At 71.2% G+C, this 17,494-nt stretch carries 19 protein-coding genes; 11 read left to right on the top strand and 8 right to left on the bottom strand.

Features of this window, described 5'->3' with window-relative positions; all coding sequences use genetic code 11:
- Positions 1 to 5: 5 nt before the first annotated feature.
- A complete protein-coding gene (locus ACFWYW_RS08545; RefSeq protein ID WP_379613418.1) occupies positions 6 to 473 on the bottom strand; it encodes a nuclear transport factor 2 family protein in 468 nt (155 codons plus the stop codon).
- Positions 474 to 480: 7 nt separating this feature from the next.
- Complete coding sequence (locus ACFWYW_RS08540; protein ID WP_379613420.1) at positions 481 to 1,365, bottom strand: amidohydrolase family protein; 885 nt, start codon at positions 1,363 to 1,365, stop codon at positions 481 to 483.
- Positions 1,366 to 1,399: 34 nt separating this feature from the next.
- Here ACFWYW_RS08540 and ACFWYW_RS08535 point away from each other — a divergent pair, with 34 nt between their 5' ends.
- Positions 1,400 to 2,098, top strand: a complete 699-nt coding sequence (locus ACFWYW_RS08535) for a M50 family metallopeptidase (RefSeq protein ID WP_379613422.1) — start codon at positions 1,400 to 1,402, stop codon at positions 2,096 to 2,098.
- Positions 2,099 to 2,150: 52 nt separating this feature from the next.
- Positions 2,151 to 3,881, top strand: coding sequence for a protein kinase (locus ACFWYW_RS08530; protein ID WP_379613424.1), 1,731 nt, complete (start codon positions 2,151 to 2,153; stop codon positions 3,879 to 3,881).
- Here the strand turns inward: ACFWYW_RS08530 and ACFWYW_RS08525 are convergent.
- The 5 genes from ACFWYW_RS08525 to ACFWYW_RS08505 form a co-directional block, all read right to left on the bottom strand.
- On the bottom strand, positions 3,868 to 4,089 hold the full coding sequence (locus tag ACFWYW_RS08525; protein ID WP_379613426.1) for a helix-turn-helix domain-containing protein: 222 nt from the start codon (positions 4,087 to 4,089) through the stop codon (positions 3,868 to 3,870). The genes ACFWYW_RS08530 and ACFWYW_RS08525 overlap by 14 nt on opposite strands.
- A gap of 138 nt (positions 4,090 to 4,227) precedes the next feature.
- The gene (locus tag ACFWYW_RS08520; RefSeq protein ID WP_379613428.1) at positions 4,228 to 4,950 is read right to left on the bottom strand and encodes a GntR family transcriptional regulator; all 723 of its coding nucleotides are present in this window, start codon (positions 4,948 to 4,950) and stop codon (positions 4,228 to 4,230) included.
- 63 nt (positions 4,951 to 5,013) lie between these two features.
- The gene (locus ACFWYW_RS08515; RefSeq protein ID WP_379613430.1) at positions 5,014 to 5,988 is read right to left on the bottom strand and encodes an LLM class flavin-dependent oxidoreductase; all 975 of its coding nucleotides are present in this window, start codon (positions 5,986 to 5,988) and stop codon (positions 5,014 to 5,016) included.
- A gap of 471 nt (positions 5,989 to 6,459) precedes the next feature.
- Positions 6,460 to 7,809, bottom strand: a complete 1,350-nt coding sequence (locus ACFWYW_RS08510; RefSeq protein WP_379613432.1) for a dihydroorotase family protein — start codon at positions 7,807 to 7,809, stop codon at positions 6,460 to 6,462.
- Positions 7,806 to 8,738, bottom strand: coding sequence for an alpha/beta hydrolase (locus ACFWYW_RS08505; protein ID WP_379613434.1), 933 nt, complete (start codon positions 8,736 to 8,738; stop codon positions 7,806 to 7,808). The genes ACFWYW_RS08510 and ACFWYW_RS08505 overlap by 4 nt, the downstream gene beginning before the upstream one ends.
- A 131-nt stretch (positions 8,739 to 8,869) precedes the next feature.
- On the opposite strand from ACFWYW_RS08505, the gene ACFWYW_RS08500 reads away from it, so the two are divergent.
- The 9 genes from ACFWYW_RS08500 to ACFWYW_RS08460 are packed head-to-tail and all read left to right on the top strand — an operon-like array spanning position 8,870 to position 16,251.
- A complete protein-coding gene (locus ACFWYW_RS08500; RefSeq protein WP_379613437.1) occupies positions 8,870 to 9,637 on the top strand; it encodes an ABC transporter ATP-binding protein in 768 nt (255 codons plus the stop codon).
- A complete protein-coding gene (locus ACFWYW_RS08495) occupies positions 9,634 to 10,458 on the top strand; it encodes an ABC transporter permease (RefSeq protein ID WP_379613439.1) in 825 nt (274 codons plus the stop codon). Before ACFWYW_RS08500 ends, ACFWYW_RS08495 begins: the two co-directional genes overlap by 4 nt.
- The gene (locus ACFWYW_RS08490; protein ID WP_379613441.1) at positions 10,451 to 11,215 is read left to right on the top strand and encodes an ABC transporter permease; all 765 of its coding nucleotides are present in this window, start codon (positions 10,451 to 10,453) and stop codon (positions 11,213 to 11,215) included. Before ACFWYW_RS08495 ends, ACFWYW_RS08490 begins: the two co-directional genes overlap by 8 nt.
- Positions 11,212 to 12,210, top strand: a complete 999-nt coding sequence (locus tag ACFWYW_RS08485) for an ABC transporter substrate-binding protein (RefSeq protein ID WP_379613443.1) — start codon at positions 11,212 to 11,214, stop codon at positions 12,208 to 12,210. Before ACFWYW_RS08490 ends, ACFWYW_RS08485 begins: the two co-directional genes overlap by 4 nt.
- Positions 12,207 to 13,241 carry a zinc-binding dehydrogenase gene (locus ACFWYW_RS08480; RefSeq protein ID WP_379613445.1) on the top strand — a complete coding sequence of 345 codons (1,035 nt, stop codon included), beginning with the start codon at positions 12,207 to 12,209 and terminating at the stop codon, positions 13,239 to 13,241. Before ACFWYW_RS08485 ends, ACFWYW_RS08480 begins: the two co-directional genes overlap by 4 nt.
- Complete coding sequence (locus ACFWYW_RS08475; protein WP_379613447.1) at positions 13,232 to 14,314, top strand: CaiB/BaiF CoA transferase family protein; 1,083 nt, start codon at positions 13,232 to 13,234, stop codon at positions 14,312 to 14,314. Before ACFWYW_RS08480 ends, ACFWYW_RS08475 begins: the two co-directional genes overlap by 10 nt.
- Positions 14,311 to 15,138, top strand: a complete 828-nt coding sequence (locus ACFWYW_RS08470; protein WP_379613449.1) for an amidohydrolase family protein — start codon at positions 14,311 to 14,313, stop codon at positions 15,136 to 15,138. Before ACFWYW_RS08475 ends, ACFWYW_RS08470 begins: the two co-directional genes overlap by 4 nt.
- On the top strand, positions 15,131 to 15,952 hold the full coding sequence (locus tag ACFWYW_RS08465; protein WP_379613451.1) for an extradiol ring-cleavage dioxygenase: 822 nt from the start codon (positions 15,131 to 15,133) through the stop codon (positions 15,950 to 15,952). Before ACFWYW_RS08470 ends, ACFWYW_RS08465 begins: the two co-directional genes overlap by 8 nt.
- Entirely contained in the window at positions 15,949 to 16,251 is a 303-nt protein-coding gene (locus ACFWYW_RS08460; protein ID WP_379613453.1) for a hypothetical protein, read from the top strand. Before ACFWYW_RS08465 ends, ACFWYW_RS08460 begins: the two co-directional genes overlap by 4 nt.
- Here the strand turns inward: ACFWYW_RS08460 and ACFWYW_RS08455 are convergent.
- Positions 16,248 to 17,186 carry a winged helix DNA-binding domain-containing protein gene (locus ACFWYW_RS08455; protein WP_379613455.1) on the bottom strand — a complete coding sequence of 313 codons (939 nt, stop codon included), beginning with the start codon at positions 17,184 to 17,186 and terminating at the stop codon, positions 16,248 to 16,250. The genes ACFWYW_RS08460 and ACFWYW_RS08455 overlap by 4 nt on opposite strands.
- Between the last annotated feature and the right edge of the window lie 308 nt (positions 17,187 to 17,494).

The following is a 17,494-nucleotide window of genomic DNA, read 5'->3' as shown; positions in this document are numbered from 1 at the left end:
CTCCTTTACGACACCTCGTCGAGCGCCTGGTGGGCCCGGTCCCTGATCGTCTTGCGGAACATCGGCGTCCAGCCGAACAGCAGGCCGGCCGGCCTGCCGAGGGCCATCCTCGACCACCGCTTGAAGTCGAACTCGTCGTGGTGCCGCACGATGAGCCCGTCCTCGAAGCGGAAGAGCGCGGTGACCTCGTTGACGACCTCGCGCCCCGTGCCGCTGAAGGTGTAGCGGGCCGTCCAGATGGCGCTGCCGGTGTGGGCGTCGGCCCGCACGTCGCGGAAGTCCGAGCGCAGCCCGTCGCGTACGCCGAGCTGCAGCCGCCACATCGCCATCACCCGGTCGCGCCCCTCCACCTCCTGGAAGACCGGATCGCCGAAGCTGACGTCCGGATGGTAGCAACGCTCCATGACCTCGAGGTTGCCGCGGCCCAGCGCTTCGTAGAAGGCGCGGACCAGCGCCTCGTGCCGATCGTTCACCCCTCTATCAGATCATGTCCGACCCGTTGTGCCAGCACACGGCCCTGACCCATTCGTCCCCGAGGCCGAGCCGGTCGAGCGCGTGGAGCTGGTGCGCGTACGAGTGTGGAATGTTCGGGAAATCGCTACCCAGCACCACCTTCCCCGCATGGCCGAGTTCACGCAGCGCGGGGCGGAGCGCGGCCGGGAAGGGCATGCCGAGCTCGGCGAAGTCGGTGAAGGCCATCGTGGTGTCGAGCGCGACCCGCTCGTAGCGCTCCGCCAGGCCGAAGAACGGCTCGTACTCGGGCATGCCGAGGTGGGCGATGACCAGGCGCAGGCGGGGGTGCCTTTTCAGGAGGCCGGCGATGGGTTCGGGGCCGATGCGGCCGCCGGGCACGGGGACGGAGCTGGCGTGGACGACGACCGGGAGCCCGGCCTCGGCCAGCAGGCCCCAGATGCCGTCCAGCTCGGGCAGGCGGGGGTCGAAGTCGCTCACCTGGAGGTGGATCTTGAAGATGCGGGCGCCGGCGTCGACGGCCTGCCGTACATAGGACGGAGCGTCCGGCTCGGGGTAGAAGGTCGCGGAGGGGACGCACTCCGGGGTACGGCGGGCGAAGTCGAGCGTCCAGGCGTTGAGATCCCGGGCCATGCCGGGTTTGTGGGCGTAGGCCAGCGCGGAGAAGCGGGTGACGCCCATCTCGCGCAGCCGGGCCAGGCGCTGCTCCACGGGCCACTGGTAGGTGACCTTCCAGCCGTCGCCGAGCAGCGGGCCGCCGTGGTTGAAGTGATGCCAGACGCGCCGCTCCATCCGTTCGGGCAGGAAGTGCACGTGCAGGTCGATCAGGCCGGGCAGCCCGCGCGCCGCCCGCCAGGCGGGAACCCCGGAATCAGAATGAAGTTCTGTGACCACGGCGGTGACTTTACCCGGATAGGGTCTCTACTCGATGGACAAGTTCCTGGCACAGCTCGTGGAGGTCCAGCCCGCCCCCGAGCCATGGGTGATCGTGGTGTCGGCGGTGTTCGCCTTCGCGGTGGTCTCCTACACCACCTCCTGGCATCTCACCCGAGGGCTCGTCACGATCGCGCACGAGGGCGGGCACGCGCTGATGGCCCTGCTCACGCGGCGCAAGCTGGAGGGCATCCGGCTGCACTCCGACACCTCCGGCGTGACCCTGACCAGGGGCAAGCCCACCGGGCCCGGCATGGTGCTGACCGCGCTGGCGGGGTATGTCGCGCCGTCGCTGCTGGGGCTGGCGGGCGCGTGGCTGACCGACCAGGGGCGCATCACGCTGCTGATCTGGGTCGTCCTGTTGTTCCTGGTCTGCATGCTGCTGCTGATCCGCAACCTCTACGGCGCGCTCATCCTGCTGGCGACCGGAGGCGCGATCTTCGCCCTGTCCATGTACGCGCCGGACGACATCCAGCAGGTCGTGGCCTACGTGGCGGTGTGGTTCCTGCTGTTCGGCGGCATCCGCCCGATCATGGAGCTGCAGCGCAAACGCCGCCGCAGGCAGGCGGGCAACTCCGACGCCGACCAGCTCGCCAGGCTCACGGTGCTGCCCGGCGGCTTCTACGTCTTCTTCTTCCTGCTGGTCGCGGGTGCCTCGATGTTCGGCGGCGCGTACCTGATGTCGCCCTTCTGACGCCCACACCCGGGCAAATCGCTAAACTCGCCCCTGACAGGGGGGAAGCACTGTGCAGCACGTCGAGGACGCCCCCGGCTATCGAGTGCTCGATCAGGCCGGCCAGGGCGGATTCGCCATCGTCTACCGGGCCTACCAGGAGCGTCTCGACCGGGTCGTGGCGCTCAAGGTGCTGTCCGTGGACCGGGTCGACAGCAAGACGATGCGCAGGTTCCAGCGCGAACTCCAGCTCACCGGCCGCCTCACCGGCCACCCCAACGTGGTCACCGTCTTCGACACCGGCACGACGCGATCCGGCAAGCCGTACATCGCGATGGACTTCTTCGAGAACGGCTCCCTGCGCGACCGCATCCGCAACAACGGGCCGCTCCCCCTGCAGGAGGTGCTGCGCTCGGGCGTCAAGCTCGCCGGGGCGCTGGCCGCCGTCCACGAGGCCGGGGTCCTGCACGGCGACATCAAACCGCAGAACATCCTCATCTCCCGGTACGGCGAGCCCGCCATCGCCGACTTCGGGGTCGCCCGCGTCATCGACACCGCCGAGGTGTCCGCCTCGACCCACGCGTTCACCCCGCTGCACGCCGCGCCTGAGGTCCTGAGCGGCCACCAGCACACCGCCGCCACCGACATCTACTCGCTCGGCTCCACCCTCTACCACCTGCTGGCCGGCCAGCCCGCCTTCCACAGCCCGACCGACCCGTCGATCGCGCCGCTGATGTACCGCGTCCTGAGCAGCGACCCGCCGCCCATCAATCGCGCCGACGTGCCCGCCGTGGTCTTCTCCACGGTCCTGCGCGCGATGGCCAAGGACCCTCAGCAGCGGTACGGCACGGCCCGCGAGTTCGCCGAGCGGCTGCGGCAGATCCAGGCGGAGCTCGGGCTGCCGGTCACCGACCTGCTCGGCGCCGACCTTGGCCCCTCCCCCGCGCCGCGGCCCGACTCGCCGTCCGGCCCGCAGACCCACCCGGCCACCTACCCGGCGACCGCCCCGGCCGACCTGAACGGCCCCGCCCAGGCTCCCGCCTACCCGCCCGCCAGTCCCAGCCCTTGGGCGCCGGGCTCCACGTATCCGGTGACCGGCGCGGTCAGCCCGTGGGCCCCTTCCGAGACCCGGCACGCCACCGGTCAGGCTCCGGCCGGTCCTGCGGGCGGGCAGGCCACGAGTCCGTGGGCGCCCGAGGCCGGTGTGCCCCTTGCCCCGCAGGTTCCCTTGGCGCAGCCGCCTGGGGGAAGTGGTCCGGCGCCCGGCGGGCGGCGCAGGAAGGACGGCGGCTCCCCGGGGCGCGGCAAGATCGTGATCGGGGTGGCCGTGGTGGCGGTGGCCCTGGCCGGTACCGGGGTGGCCGTCTACCTGTCACAGCGCCCGTCCGGCACGGTGCCCACGGCCGGCCGTACGCAACTGAAACAGCCGAGCACTCCCACCGTCGACCGCGAGTCCATCGACGCGCTCCGGCCGCGCGGGCTCAAGGTGAGCCGGGATCTGGGCGTGTCGGTCACGCTGACCTGGCGCCTGCCCGGCGGCGCGCGCGAGTACCCGATCGTGGTCCAGCGCGAACCCTCCGACGACGAGCCCCTCATCCCGCTGCCCGCCGGCACGACCTCCACCCGCGTGACCGGCCTCACCAAGGGCGTCGGCTACTGCTTCCTGGTCGGTGTACCCCTGCAGATCTCGCAGAAGACCAGCGTCGCCTGGTCCAAGCCGACGTGCATCCGAGGCGCCCTGCCGGGCGGCCCCCAGCCCAACGACGCCGCCGCCCCCAACGCCGCCGCGTCTACCTCGCAGTGAGCCGCCGTCCCAGCGTTCCCAGCCGGTAACCCTCTCCCGGCTCGGCCTCCACCAGGCCTTCGTGGCACATCGTGGTGCACAGCGCGTGCACCGTACTGCGCGGGATTCCGGTACGGCCGGCGAGTTCGCGCACCGACAACGGGCGCTGGGTGCCGGCCAGCGTGCGCAAGACACACGCGGCCTTCGAGACCGACTGAACGTGGGACATGGCCCACCCTGCCCACCACCGCCCGACCCGATCAACCCCGGGTCCCGCGACACGGAACCTGAGGCGTCGCCCCCGGATCGCTCGCGGCGCGCTCCAGGGCATGGGCAGCGGAGCCCCACGGCCTTTACCGCACTGGTCTCATTTGGCCTGGCGGCGGCGGGGTTTGGTGGGGGCCGCGGTCTCCGCCTCCTCCGACAGCACCTCGATGATGCGGCGGGAGACGATCTCCAGGTGCTCGTGCAGGTGGGCGACGGCGGCGTCGACGTCGCCGCGGGCGGCCAGGGTGGCGAGGTGGCGGTGACCGCCCTGGTCGTGGCCGACGCGCAGGCCGAGGAGGTAGCGGCCGACGGAGTTGCGCAGGTCCTCGATGATGCCCACGGCGACGGGGTTCTCGCCCGCGTCGTACAGCTCCCGGTAGAAGGCGGCCCGTTCCTCGGCCAGCGAGCTGCTGACGTGGGGCTCGTCGAGGGCGGTGCCGAGCTCGCGCAGCCGGGCCGCCCTGGCGGAGGTCATCCTGGCGATGGACTTGCGCAGGGCGTGCGACTCCAGCAGGACGCGCAGCTCGTAGATCTCGCGGACCTGCTCGACGGTGAGCGTACGCACCACGGCGCCGCGGTGCGGGTGGAAGGAGACCAGCCCCTCGGACTCCAGTTGCATGAGCGCGGTGCGCACCGGGATGCGCGAGACGCCGAGGCGCTCGGCGAGCTCCTCCTGGCGCAGATGCTCGCCGGGTGCCAGCACGCCGGTGATGATGCACTCGCGGATGACGTCGTAGGCCATCTGTCCGACCGTTTTGTATCCAGCGGACATACGGCCGACGACATCGTCGAACGAGGGCTTGGTCGCGGTCTCCACGCTCACGCCTCTCCCGGGGATCCGGTTATCGGATCCAATCCAAGCACAGGTGTCCCGCCATGCGGGACACTACCGGAGTCTGGGCAGTACCTCGGCCCCGAGCAGGTCGATCACCTCGAACCAGCGCGGGAAGGAGAAGCGGAAGTCGAAGACGAGGTGCTCCACCCCGGCCGCCTCGAACTTCTTCACCTCGTCCACGATCTCCCCCGGATCGCCGACGATGAGCTGGCCTTCGAGGTCCTCGACCGTCTCGAACCGGCCCGATGGCGGCCTGACCGCGAACTTGGCCTTGTTCGCCCAGGCCAGCAGGCCCGGGACGTTGACGTCGCGCAGCGCCTCCTCCCTGGTCGCGGCGACGGAGGTGGGCGGGATGACGGCGACGGTCGGGAGCTTCCTGCCGTTCTCCTCGCAGATCTCGCGCATGCTCTCGACGCGGCGGCGGATCGTGGCCAGCGAGATGCGGCCGGGCATCCAGCCGTCGGCCCACTCGGCGGCCAGGCGGGCGCTGCGGGGGGTGGCGCCGCAGTACCAGAAGGGGACGGGGCCGCCGACGGGCTTGGGTTCGATGCTGACGCCGGTGAAGGTGAAGTTGTCGTCGGAGTAGCTCACGTCGTTCTCGACGGCGACCTTGCGCAGGATCTCGGCGTTGGAGCGGACCAGCGAGACGCGGTCCCTGTCGCCCCAGCCGATCGCGTCGAACTCGTGCTGGAAGGTGCCCGCCCCGAACCCCAGGATGAGCCGGTCGCCGACGAGCTGCGTCATGGTGCCGAGCTGCAGCGCGGTGGTCAGCGGGTGGCGGAAGGGGATCAGCGAGCCGGTGCCGAGCTGGATGCGCGAGGTCACCGCCCCGATGGCGGTCAACGTGGTGAGCGCGTCGTAGAACTCCCGGTTGGGCGACTCCATCTCACCGTGCGGCTCGAAGACCAGGTGGTCACGCACCCAGACGGAGTCGAACCCCAGTTCCTCGGCCCGCTGCGAGCCACGGAGCAACCGGTCACGGGAGGCGAACTCACCAAAGTGGGGAAGCAAGAGGCCGAATTTCACGACAAATCTCCTTAAATCCATGAGGTACGGCTACCGCCCCACCCGCCCTCCCCAACCCCTCAAACCCCTGAACCCTGCGGGACCTGAGCCCCTCAAGCCCTTCGGCCCTCAAGCCCTCGGCGTCACAAGGCCCTGGGCCCTCAACCCCCTGGGCCCTGAGACTCGGGGTTCCCAGGTCTCCGGGTGCCCCGAGCCTTCCGGCCGGAAAGCCGGAGCCACGATCTCGGCTTCTCGGCCTCGGTCCTGGTCCCGGGCTTCCGGAATGAGAGGAGGAGGTCGAGGGCGCGGTGGTGGAGGCAGGGCGGGTGGTGAAGGTGAGACGGGAGGCGGAGGTTGGGAGGCGGAGGCGGGGTGGAGTCGGGTCGGAGGTGGAGTCGGGTTGGAGGTTGGCGAGTGGAGGTTGGGGGGTGGAGGTTGGGGGGTGGAGGTTGGGGGCGGGAGGCGGGGTGAGGGGTGGAGGCTGGGGGTGGGTCAGGCTTGTTGGCCGTGGCCTGGGTGGCCGACGACTTGGCCGTCGCCGTACACCTCGACTCCGCGGACGAACGTGCGGTCGATGCGGACCCCGCACGTCACCCCCGCATAGGGTGTCCAGCCGACCCTGGACAGGACGTCCGCGTCGGTGATGGTCCACGGCGCGTCAGGGTCGGCGATCACGATGTCGGCGTCGCGGCCGGGGAGCAGGGCGCCCTTCGTGGGGAGGCCGAACTTGCGGGCAGGGGTCTCGGCGGCCATTTCGACGACGCGTTCCAGGGTGATCTGACCGGACAGGGCGGCGTTCAGGAGGAGGGGGTAGAAGTACTGGATGCCGGGGGTTCCGGTGTGGGAGCTCCACATGCGGGTCCAGCCGATCTCCTTCTCCTCGCGCGTGTGCGGCGCGTGGTCGGAGGCGGCGATGTCGATGGTGCCGTCGCGCATGCCGTCCCAGACCGCCTCGCGGGCGTCGTCGGGCACCCAGTACGAGAGCGCATAAGGCCCTAGCCGCTCGACGTGCTCCCACCGGGCCAGGAACGGCATCCAGTGGTTGACCTCGCACGTCACGTCCACGCCCCGGGCCTTGGCCCGGCGGACGGCGTCGACGGAGCGGCGGGTCTGCATGTGGGCCAGGTGGACGGGGCAGCCGCTGGCCTCGGCCAGGCGGAGGACGACGTCGATGGCGGTGTCCCAGATGACGCCTTCGCGTTCGGCATAGGCCTGGGCGTAGGCCTGCGGGGTGTTCTCGCCGCGCTCCAGGTAGCGGCCCTCGATGTAGTCCATGAGCGCCTGGTCGTGCGGGTGGACGATGAAGCGTTTGCCGGTGGCGGCGATGGTGTCCATCATGCGCAGCAGGTCGCCGTGGTCGTGCATGCCGGTTCCGGCGGGGTGCGGGTAGGTGCGGCCGGTGTCGACGACCATGTACACCTTGTAGGCCCTGATGCCCATCTCGGCCATCTTGGGGACCTGGTCGGTCAGGGTGGCGGCGGGGTTGTGGTTGTAGTCCACGATCGAGGTCGCCGCGTATCGGGACAGGACGTCCCGCAGGGTCTCGGCGGTGGTGGTGGGCGGGTCGAGGTTGGGCATCCCGAAGATCGTCGTCACACCTCCGGCCGCGGCCTGGCGGGTGGTGGTGAGGATGTCCTCCTTGTGGGTGAAGCCGGGTTCGCGGGTGTGGACGTGCACGTCGACCATCCCGGGCAGGACGAGCTTGCCGGTGGCGTCGACCACCTGGTCTCCGGTCTCCACCTCCCGGGAGACCAGTCCGGCGATCTTGCCGCCGGACACGAGCACGTCGGCGTCGAGGCGGCCGGCGGGGGTGACGACCGTTCCTCCGGCGATCCTCATCATGCGGGCGCCTCGATCCGCGCGTCGCCCTCGGGGGTGGAGACCACCAGGTGGGCGGGTCCGAGGTGGCGGTCGAACCAGGCGACGACCCTCGGGGTCACCTCGGTCCAGTAGCGGTCGTAGGCGGCGTAGTGGGTGGTGTGCCGCTGCATGATCAGCTCGCGGGGGCCGCGGGCGGCGGCGTACACCTGCTCGGCGTGGTCGGTGGGGGTGGTGGCGTCGTTCTCGATGCCGATGACCAGCAGCGGGGTGTGCACCGTGGCCGCCGCGGGCCGGTAGGCGAGGATCTCCTCCACCGCGGGGGCGAACGCCACCTGGGTCGGGATGCGCTCGTCCACGTCGGCCTTGACGGTCGTGGCCCGCCGTTCCTTGGTCGGGACCATGATCTCCTCGCGGGGATGGACGAGGCGGCCCTTGCCGGTGCGTACGCGGTCGAGGCGGTCGGACTCGACGTCGGCCAGGAACTCCAGCCACTCGTACTCGCTGCGCATCCGGTGCAGCCAGTCGGCCCCGTCGGCGACGGGCAGCTGGCTGACCGCGGCCCGGACCCGCCGGTCGGCGGCGGCCAGCAGCACGGCGTTGCCGCCGCCGGAGCCGCCGCTGCCGAAGACGCCGATGCCGTCGGGCACGACGTCGTCGCGCCCGCTCAGGTACGTGACGGCGGAGCGCAGGTCCTGCAACTGCCGGACCGGCGACAGAATCGACCGGTCGCCCTCGGAGCCGCCGAAGCCCCGGTAGTCGAAGACCAGCACGGCGAAGCCCGCCGCGGTCAGTGCCTCGTGATAGCGGACGTAGAGTTTCGCGTCCTTGAGCCCCAGCCAGCCGGGGCCCTGGACGATGGCGCGGTACGGCCCCGCCCCCTCGTCGGGGGTACGCCACAGGGCGCTGATCCGGTCGCCTTCGCTGTACCAGCTCACTTCTTCTGTGCGCATGCCCACAGCCTGGATTTCGTATCCAATCTTGTCAACACTCTCTCGGAAACGTCCGATAGGAGGGGGTTGACCGTGATTTAAGGCCATGAATAATGTAGCCATCTCGTTCCCCTGGGAGTACGGAGCCGTTTATGGCGACCGATCCGATCATCCAGATCCGCGACCTGTCCGTCCGGTACCACGTCGCCAGGACGGGCAACCGGCTGATCGCCGTGCAGGACGTCGACCTCGACGTCATGGAAGGCGAGTTCCTGACCGTCCTCGGGCCCAGCGGCTGCGGCAAGACCACGGTCCTCAACTGCGTGGCGGGCCTGCTCACCCCGACGACCGGCACGATCCTGGCCGGCGGCCGCCCGGTCACCGCGCCGGGCCCCGACCGGGCCGTGGTCTTCCAGGACTACGCCCTGCTGCCCTGGCGTACCGTCGCCGACAATGTCCGATTCGGGCTGGAGATGCAGCCCCGGCTGAAGGAGGGCGCCGCCGACCGGATCGCCGAGGCCATCCGCCTCGTGGGCCTGTCCGGATTCGAGAACTCCTACCCGCGCGAACTGTCCGGCGGCATGCAGCAGCGCGCCGGGCTGGCCAGGTCGCTGGTCGCCGATCCGCGCATCCTGCTCATGGACGAACCGCTCGGCGCGGTCGACGCGCTGACCCGCGAGGTCATGCGGGCCGAGCTGAAGCGCATCATCGACGCCACCGGCAAGACCGTCGTCTTCATCACCCACAGCATCGACGAGGCCGTCCAGCTCGGGGACCGGATCGCGGTGTTCAGCTCGCACCCGGGCACCATCAAGGAGATCGTCTCCGTGACGCCGGGCAACCGCGAAGGGCTGCGCGACCAGTTGTGGAAGTCGCTGGAGTCCGACGCCGTGGCCGCGGCCCGCGGGGCCGCGGAATGACCGCGCGCACCGCCCCCGCCAAACCCCTGCGCGCCCGCCCATCCGGTACGGCCCGCCGCCCCTGGAAGTACCGCACCCCGCTCATCGCCCTGGCCGACCTGGTGGTCTTCGTGGCGCTCTGGCACGTGGCCGTGGTCGAGCTCGAACTGGTCAACCGCGTCTTCTTCCCCTCCCCCGGCGACGTGGCCGGCGCGCTGGCCTCGCTCACGTCCAGCGGCGAACTGGCCGGCCACCTCGGCACCAGCGCCAGAAGCTGGCTGATTGGATACAGTCTCGGCGCGGCCGCCGGAGTGGTCACCGGACTCGTGACCGGGAGCCTGCCGTGGGCCAACCGGCTGCTCATGCCGCTGCTCTGGTCCCTGTGGGCGACGCCGCTCATCGCGCTCCAGCCCACGCTCACCGCCTGGCTCGACTACGGCGACGGGCCGATCGTCGTCCTGGTCTTCCTCAGCACGATGATCCCGGTGGCGCTCAACACCGCGACCGGCGCGGCGCAGACCAGCCCGTCGCTGATCAGGGCGGCCCGGGTGTTCGGCGCGGGCCGGATGGCGGTCTACCTGAAGATCCGGCTGCCGTGGGCGGTGCCGTACGTGATCGGGGGTCTTCGGCTGGCGGTGCCCACGTCGATGATCGGCCTGCTGGTCGGCGAGATGGTGGGCTCACCCAGCGGCGTCGGGTCGATCATCGTCAACGCCACCGCGCGGTTCAGGACCGGCGAGGCGTTCGCCGCCATCGGCGTCTACGTCGTGCTGTCGGTGGTGCTGGTACGGCTGCTCGACCTGGCCGAACGCCGGGCCGGCGGGTGGAGGAACCATGCGTGACCTCAAGAGGTGGGCGGTCGCCCTGGAGGTGGCGGCGCTGTTCGCGCTGTGGGAGCTGGCGATCAGCGGGCTCAAGCTGGCCAGCCCGTCGTTCGTGCCGCCGCCCAGCGCGATCTGGACGGCGTTCACCGGGATGCTGGCCGACGGCACGCTGCCGGAGCACGCCTGGTTCAGCACGCAGAACGCGGTGACCGGGTTCCTGCTCGCGGTGGTCGTCGGCGTGCCGTGCGGGCTGGCGCTCGGGTCGTCGCGGCTGGTCAGCGACGTGGCCGGGCCGCCGTTCTGGACGGCCTACGCGATGCCGAGGATCGCCTTCCAGCCGCTTCTCGTGCTGTGGCTCGGGTTCGGGGCGGCGCCCAAGATCCTCATCATCTTTCTCATGGCGGTCTTCCCGATCGCGATCAACACCATGGACGGCATCAGGGGCGTGGATCCCTCGCTGGTGCGGGCGGCCCGGGTGTACGGCTGCGGCCGTATCCAGGTGTTCCTCAGGGTGCAGCTCTGGGCGGCGCTCCCGCTGATCCTCACCGGGATCCGCATGGGCGTGGCCAGGGCCATGGTCGGCATCGTGGTCGGCGAGTTCATCGGGGGCAGCCAGGGGCTCGGTTACCTGATCTTCCGCAGGTCGGCCGACTTCGACCTGGCATCCGCGCTGGCGCTCACGCTTCTGCTGGTCGTCATCGCCAACGTGTTGATGGCGCTGGTGAGTCTCGCTCGCCGGATCGCCGCTCCCTGGTATGCCGAAGGAGTGTCATGAAACGTCTGATCGTGCCGCTGGCCGTACTCCTGATCGCCGGATGTGGCGGCAACGCGCCACAGACGCCCGCGCCCGCCGCGACCGGACCCATCGGCGCGCCGGAGAAGACCACCCTGAAGATCGGCATGCGGCTGCCGAACCTGGACACCAACGCCCCCGTCGAGATCGCCCTCGACAAGGGCTTCTACAAGGAGGAGGGGCTGACGGTCGAGCGGGTGGAGGTGCAGTCGATCAGGGAGGGCCTGGTCGGCGGGAGCCTCGACTTCGGCGCCGAGGCCTCGCCCGACGTGGTCGCGGCGGCGACGGCGGGCACCGGGCTGCGGATCGTGGCCGGGTACCGCAACCGCGAGCCGTTCGTCGTGGTGGTCCAGCCGCAGATCGCCAAGCCGCAGGACCTCGCGGGCAAGCCGGTGCTGCTGGGCGCCAATCCCGGCACGATCGAGTACGACGTGCGGGTACAGCTGCTCAAGGAGGCCGGTTTCGACCTGACGGGCGTGGCGGTGAAGCCGGTGAACCTGCCGGGCGGCTCGAACGCCTGGGTGGAACAGTTCAAGCAGGGCAAGCTGGCGATGACCGTGATCTTCCCCCGGCACAAGAAGCTGGTGCAGGGCCGCTTGGTGCTGGACGTGATGAAGGAGTGGCCCAACGACAGCCTGACCGCGCTCAAGGACTTCGTGGACCGCAACCCGAACACCACGGCCCGCTTCATCCGGGCGACGATCAAGGGCATCAAGGTCTACAAGGACCCCGCGCAGCAGGCGTACGTGCAGAAGCTGATGCGCGCCAAGGGCTTCACCGTGACGCCGCTGGACGAGGAGCCCGAGGTCTACGCCAACGGCCCGCTGCTCTACGACGACGACATGGGGCTGAACCCGAAGGGCTTCGAGGAGTTGCTCGCCGTGCTGAAGCTGCCGCCGGCGCCGTTCGCGTCGTTCACCCATCTCGGCCAGCTCACCCGCGCGCAGGACGCGCTCGGCGTGGCCAAGCGCCCATGAGGGCGGCACGCTGGGACGGCTCGCGGCTGCGCGTCGCCGACGTACCGGTGCCGGAGCCGGGTCCGGGCGAGGTGCTGATCGAGGTGCGGGCGGTCGGGGTGAACCAGCTCGAACGCCAGGTCATGGCGGGCGCGCCGCTCGGCCCCGGCGTGCTGCTCCCCCGCACGATCGGGCTCGACCCGGCGGGCGTCGTCGTCGCCTGCGGGCCGGGCGTGCCCGACCGCGTGGGGGCGCGCGTCGCGGTCAAGCCGAACGTCCCGTGCGGCCGATGCGGCGCGTGTACGGCCGGCCGCGAGGCCGACTGCCCGGCCCAGACGGTCGTCGGCATCCACCGTGACGGCGGCGCCGCTTCTTACGTGGCGGTTCCCTCCCGCGTGGCGTTCGACGTGGGGCCGCTGCCGTTCCCGAGGGCCGCGGCGGCGGTGCACAGCGTGCCCATCGCGCTGCACATGATCCGCCGATCAGGCCGGGGCGTCCCGCGGAAGGTGCTGGTGACCGGGGCCACCGGGGCGCTCGGCTGCGCCGCGGTGCAGGTGGCGGCCGCGCTGGGCGCCGAGGTGACCGCGGGCGCCCTGGAGGGCGAGCCGATCGGCGACCTGCCCGGCCTGGGCGCGAGCGAGGTGGTCACCTACTCGCGCGAGGGCGCCGGCGAGGCGCTGGAGAAGGCGCTCGACGGCAGGTCGCCCGCCCTGGTGCTGGACGCGACGGGCAGCGGCGAGCTGATCTCGGCGGCGCTGCGGTGCGTGGCGTGGGCGGGCGCGGTGGTCGTGGCCGCGGCGCTGCCGGACTCGGCCGTCGCGATCGACACCCGCGCCTTCTACACCCGCCGGGTCACCCTGTACGGCTGCGCCGCCGCGGACTACGCCGACGTCCGCGACGGCCTGGACCTGGTGGCCCGCGGCCTGGTCAGACCGCCGGTGGCGGCGGAGCTGCCGCTGGAGGAGGTCGGCGCGGCCTTCGCCATGGCGGGCCGGCGCGACCATCTCGGCAAGGTGATGCTCGTGACTAAGGAGGAGCTGACATGCCCCTGAGCGGGCTGCGCGTGATCGAGGCGGGCCAGTACATCTCCGCGCCGTACGCGGGGAAGCTGCTGGCCGACCTCGGCGCGGAGGTGACGAAGGTGGAGCCGCCGGGCGGCGATCCGATGCGACGCTGGCAGGGTGGCGGCGGCCGGCCGTACAGTCCGCAGTTCGCCGCCTACAACCGGGGCAAGCGCTCGGTGACGCTCGATCTGAAGGACCCGGACGGGCTGGCGGCGCTGCTGGAGCTGGTCTCCGGCGCGGACGTGCTGATCGAGAACTTCCGGCCCGGGGTGGCCGACCGGCTGGGCTTCGGCTGGCCGGTCATGAAGGTGCGGGAGCCGCGGCTGGTGTACTGCTCGATCACCGGGTTCGGGCCGAGCGGGCCGTACGCGAAGCGCCCGGCGTACGACACGATCATCTCGGCGATCGGCGGCATGTACGGACATCTGGTGCCGCTGGACGATCCGCGCCCGGCCGGGCCGGCGTTCTCGGATCTTCTGTCGGGCATGTCGGCGGTCCAGGGCATCCTGGCGGCGCTGCACGCGCGCTCGGCCTCCGGCGAGGGCCGGCGCGTGGAAGTGTCGATGCTCGGGGCGCTGACCGACTTCCTGACCGAGCCGATCGCCACCTACCTGGAGACGGGCACGGTCGCCGGGCCTTCGACCAGGGCGGCGCGGGCGCAGGCCTACGGGTGCGTGAGCTCGGAGGGACTGCCGTTCGTGATCCATCTGTCGGTGCCGGAGAAGTTCTGGCTCGGGCTGCTGAAGGTCCTGGAGCGTCCCGATCTGGCGGAGGATCCCCGCTTCGCCACCCGTGAGCTGCGCTTTCGCCACTACGCGGAGCTGGAGGAGACGTTGCGGGCCGAGACGGCCAAGCGGCCGCGCGATGAGTGGTTCGAGCGCCTGACCGCCGCCGACATCCCGCACGGGCCGCTGAACACCGTCGCCGACCTGGTCCAGGACCCGCAGGCGCTGCACCTGGGCCTGATCGACGACGAGACCACCCGGCCGGGCACCCGCTTCTCCACGCACGAGCGGCGGCTGCCGCGTCCCGCCACCAGACCCGCACCGGAGCTGCAGTGAAAGCCATCGACGTGCACACCCACCCGCAGACCGAGGAGTTCCTGGCCGCGATGGGACACCGCCGCAGCCAGATGGGCGCCCACTTCGGCAAGGAGCGCACCCCGATCTCGTTCGCCGCCCAGGCCGACCTCTACCGCGAGCGCGACATGATGGCCGTGATCGTCAACTCGGCCGGGCTGCCGGAGCTCAACGACGCGCTCGGCCGGGCGCAGCGCGAGCACGCCGACACCTTCATCGCGTTCTGCGGCATCGACCCCTGGTCGCCGGACGCGGCGCGGGAGATCCGGCGCTGCCACGACGAGTACGGCATCAGGGGCGTCGGCGAGCTCAACCCCGGCCGCCAGCGCTTCTTCCCCAACGACGAGCGCTTCTATCCGATCTGGGAGGTCTGCGCGGAGCTGGGGCTGCCGGTCATGTTCCACGGGGGGTTCCTCGGCGCGGGCGCCGGCACCCGCGGCGGCATGGGCTACAAGCTGGAGTACACCCGGCCGATCCCCTACCTGGACGACGTGGCCGCCGACTTCCCCGAGCTGACGGTGATCGCCGCGCACCCCGGCTGGCCGTGGCATCTGGACAACCTGGCCGCCTGCTGGCACAAGGCCAACTACTACCTCGACCTGTCGGGCTGGGCGCCGCGCTACTGGCCGGCCGAGGTGGTCCACTACGCCGACAGCGTGATCACGAAGCGCGTGCTGTTCGGCACCGACTGGCCGGTGCTGGGCCCCGAGCGCTGGGCGGCGGAGTTCGAGTCGCTCGACTTCAAGCCCGCCTCGCGGCAGCGGATCATGCTGGACAACGCGAGGGAGCTGTTCGGCCTTGGCTGAGATCGTCGGCGTCTACGGCACCACGCACAACCCGCTGCTGTGGCGGGCGCGGGGCGACGACCTGGCCGCCACGCGCGCGGGTTTCGAGCGGTTGCGGGTACGGCTGGCCGCCGCGAAGCCGGATGCCGTGGTCGTGGTGGCGACCGACCACCTGACGCAGTGGTTCTACGACACGATGCCCGCCTTCCTGGTGGGCAAGGCGCCTGTCGTTCCGGCGACGTTCTGGAACGAGGAGCGGGAGTTCGGCCTGCCGTACCGGGAACTGGTGGGTGACGCGGAGCTGGGGCGGGAGCTGCTGGGCGGCGGGATCGAGCGCGGGGTGGACTTCGCCGCCTCCGACGCCTTCCGCGCCGACCACAGCGTGCTGCTGCCGCTGCTGTACCTGACGCCGGAGCTGGAGGTGCCCGTGGTGCCGGTGTTCACCAACTGCATGGCGCCGCCGCTGCCGTCCGCTGCCCGGTTCTTCCGGGTGGGCGAGGTGCTGCGGCAGGCGCTTGAGGACTCGCCGGTCGACCGGCGGGTGGCGGTGATCGCCAGCGGGCACCTGGCCACGGAGGTGGGCGGGCCCCGGCACTTCGCGGGCTCGCCGTCGCGGGCCTTCGATGAGAGGGCGGTGGAGTGGGTGGCCTCGGGCGACGTGGACGGGGCGCTGGGCGAGCTGACGTACGAGCGGCTGACCGAGGCGGGGAACGTGTCGCACCAGTTCCTGAACTTCCTGGTCGCGATGGGGGTGGCCGGAGGGAAGCCCGCGTTGTCCGCCGAAGGGGCGCTTTCGCGGTTCGCCACCTCGCCGTTCTTCGAGTGGGCGCCATGAGCCGGTACGGGGTCAACGCGTTCATGCGCGAGGTCAACATGTCGCCTGACTGTTTGGCGGCGTATGTCGGTGACCCGGTGGCGTACGCGCGGGAGTGGGCAGGCGGCCCGCTGACCGGCGAGGAGCGTAACGCGCTGGCCCGCCGGGACTACGGCGAGCTTTATGGGATGGGCGCGCATCCCTACTTGTTGTGGAGCTTCACGGAAGCGGTCTGGGTGCCGGAAATTTCACGACCTGAGCTGGTTGAGCGGTTTCGGCGGGCGGCCGCCGCACACGGTTATCCCGATATTTCAACCTAAGCCAGGAACCGACGGACATCCGCGATCTCGTCGTCCAGCGGCGGCAACTCGTCAAACGGCTCGACCGCGACGGCGCTGCCCTTTCGCGTCCAGGTCCCGCGAACCCGGCCGTCCACCAGCACGGACGGGCGCAGGATGCCGCCACCGGGGAAGACCTTGCGGGCGTGCTCCGGCGCCAGGATCGGATCGCGGGACTTCCACCCCATCAGAAGCTCATCGAACGCCGGAAGCAGCCTGACCACCCGTCCGGCCGTCTCCTCCCGGGCTGGAGCCGAAGTCGCCTTCCACCCCAGACGGGCCTCCCCCACCGCCACCCCCGCCCAGGCGGCCAGATCCTCTGGCTCGGCGGGGATGTGCGAGCGCCGATACCGGACAGCCAGCTCGGCCAGCGCCTTGTCCCGATCAGGCTCGAACACGATCGGCCCGCCCAGCCAGTCGGCAGCATGAACATACGTCGGCTTCCCACCACGCAACGGCCCAAGCACCGCGAGCCCATGCGAAGCGGCCAGCCCCACAAGATGAACGATGCCCTGCCCGCGCGCACGCCCACCCAGCCGCGTTTCCAGCTCGGCCTTGGTCAGCGGCCCCTGCCCGTAGAGCGCGCCCTCGATCAGCGGCAGCAGGTCGTCACCCCGCACGCCCTCCTGCGACAGCCGCAGCAGCGACCCCGTCCGGCGGCTGGTCAGCGCGAGCAGCCAGGCCAGGTCGTCATGATGGATGTAGTGGAGCGTCCCGCGCGGCCCCCACGCCCGCACGATCTCACGCCGCTCCACGGCCGCGTCGATCTCGGCCGGGGTGACGGTGGCGGACCGCGCCCGCAGAGCCAGCTGAGCAGCCCCCACATCCTGCGCCTGTACGGCCAGCAGATGCCGCACCACCTCCCCGGCACCCCGTCCGGCCGGCCGGTGAATCAGCTGCGCCTCAACACTTCGCACCCCGAAATCCTCCCAGACCCCCACACCCCACCACCCCTCACCCAACCGCCCACCCGGCCCCGCCGCGGGGGACCAAGCCCAGGGAGCGCCATCCCGGTGGGGCCAACTGGGGAAGCCTCCCGGAGGCAGCACCACGCCCGGGCAGCACCACCCCCGGGGAGCACCACCCCCGGGGAGCACCACCCCCGGGGAGCACGACGCCCGGGGAGCACGACGCCCGGGGAGGAGGGCTCCGTGGGGGCAGCCGCTCCGGAGGGCATGCCCGGCGAAGGTACCCACCCAAGGGCGCGTGACTCCCGGGGGTGACC

It is taken from the genome of Nonomuraea sp. NPDC059023 (genome assembly GCF_042740095.1).
Taxonomy (GTDB): domain Bacteria; phylum Actinomycetota; class Actinomycetes; order Streptosporangiales; family Streptosporangiaceae; genus Nonomuraea.
This window is presented reverse-complemented; position numbering and strand designations above follow the sequence as displayed.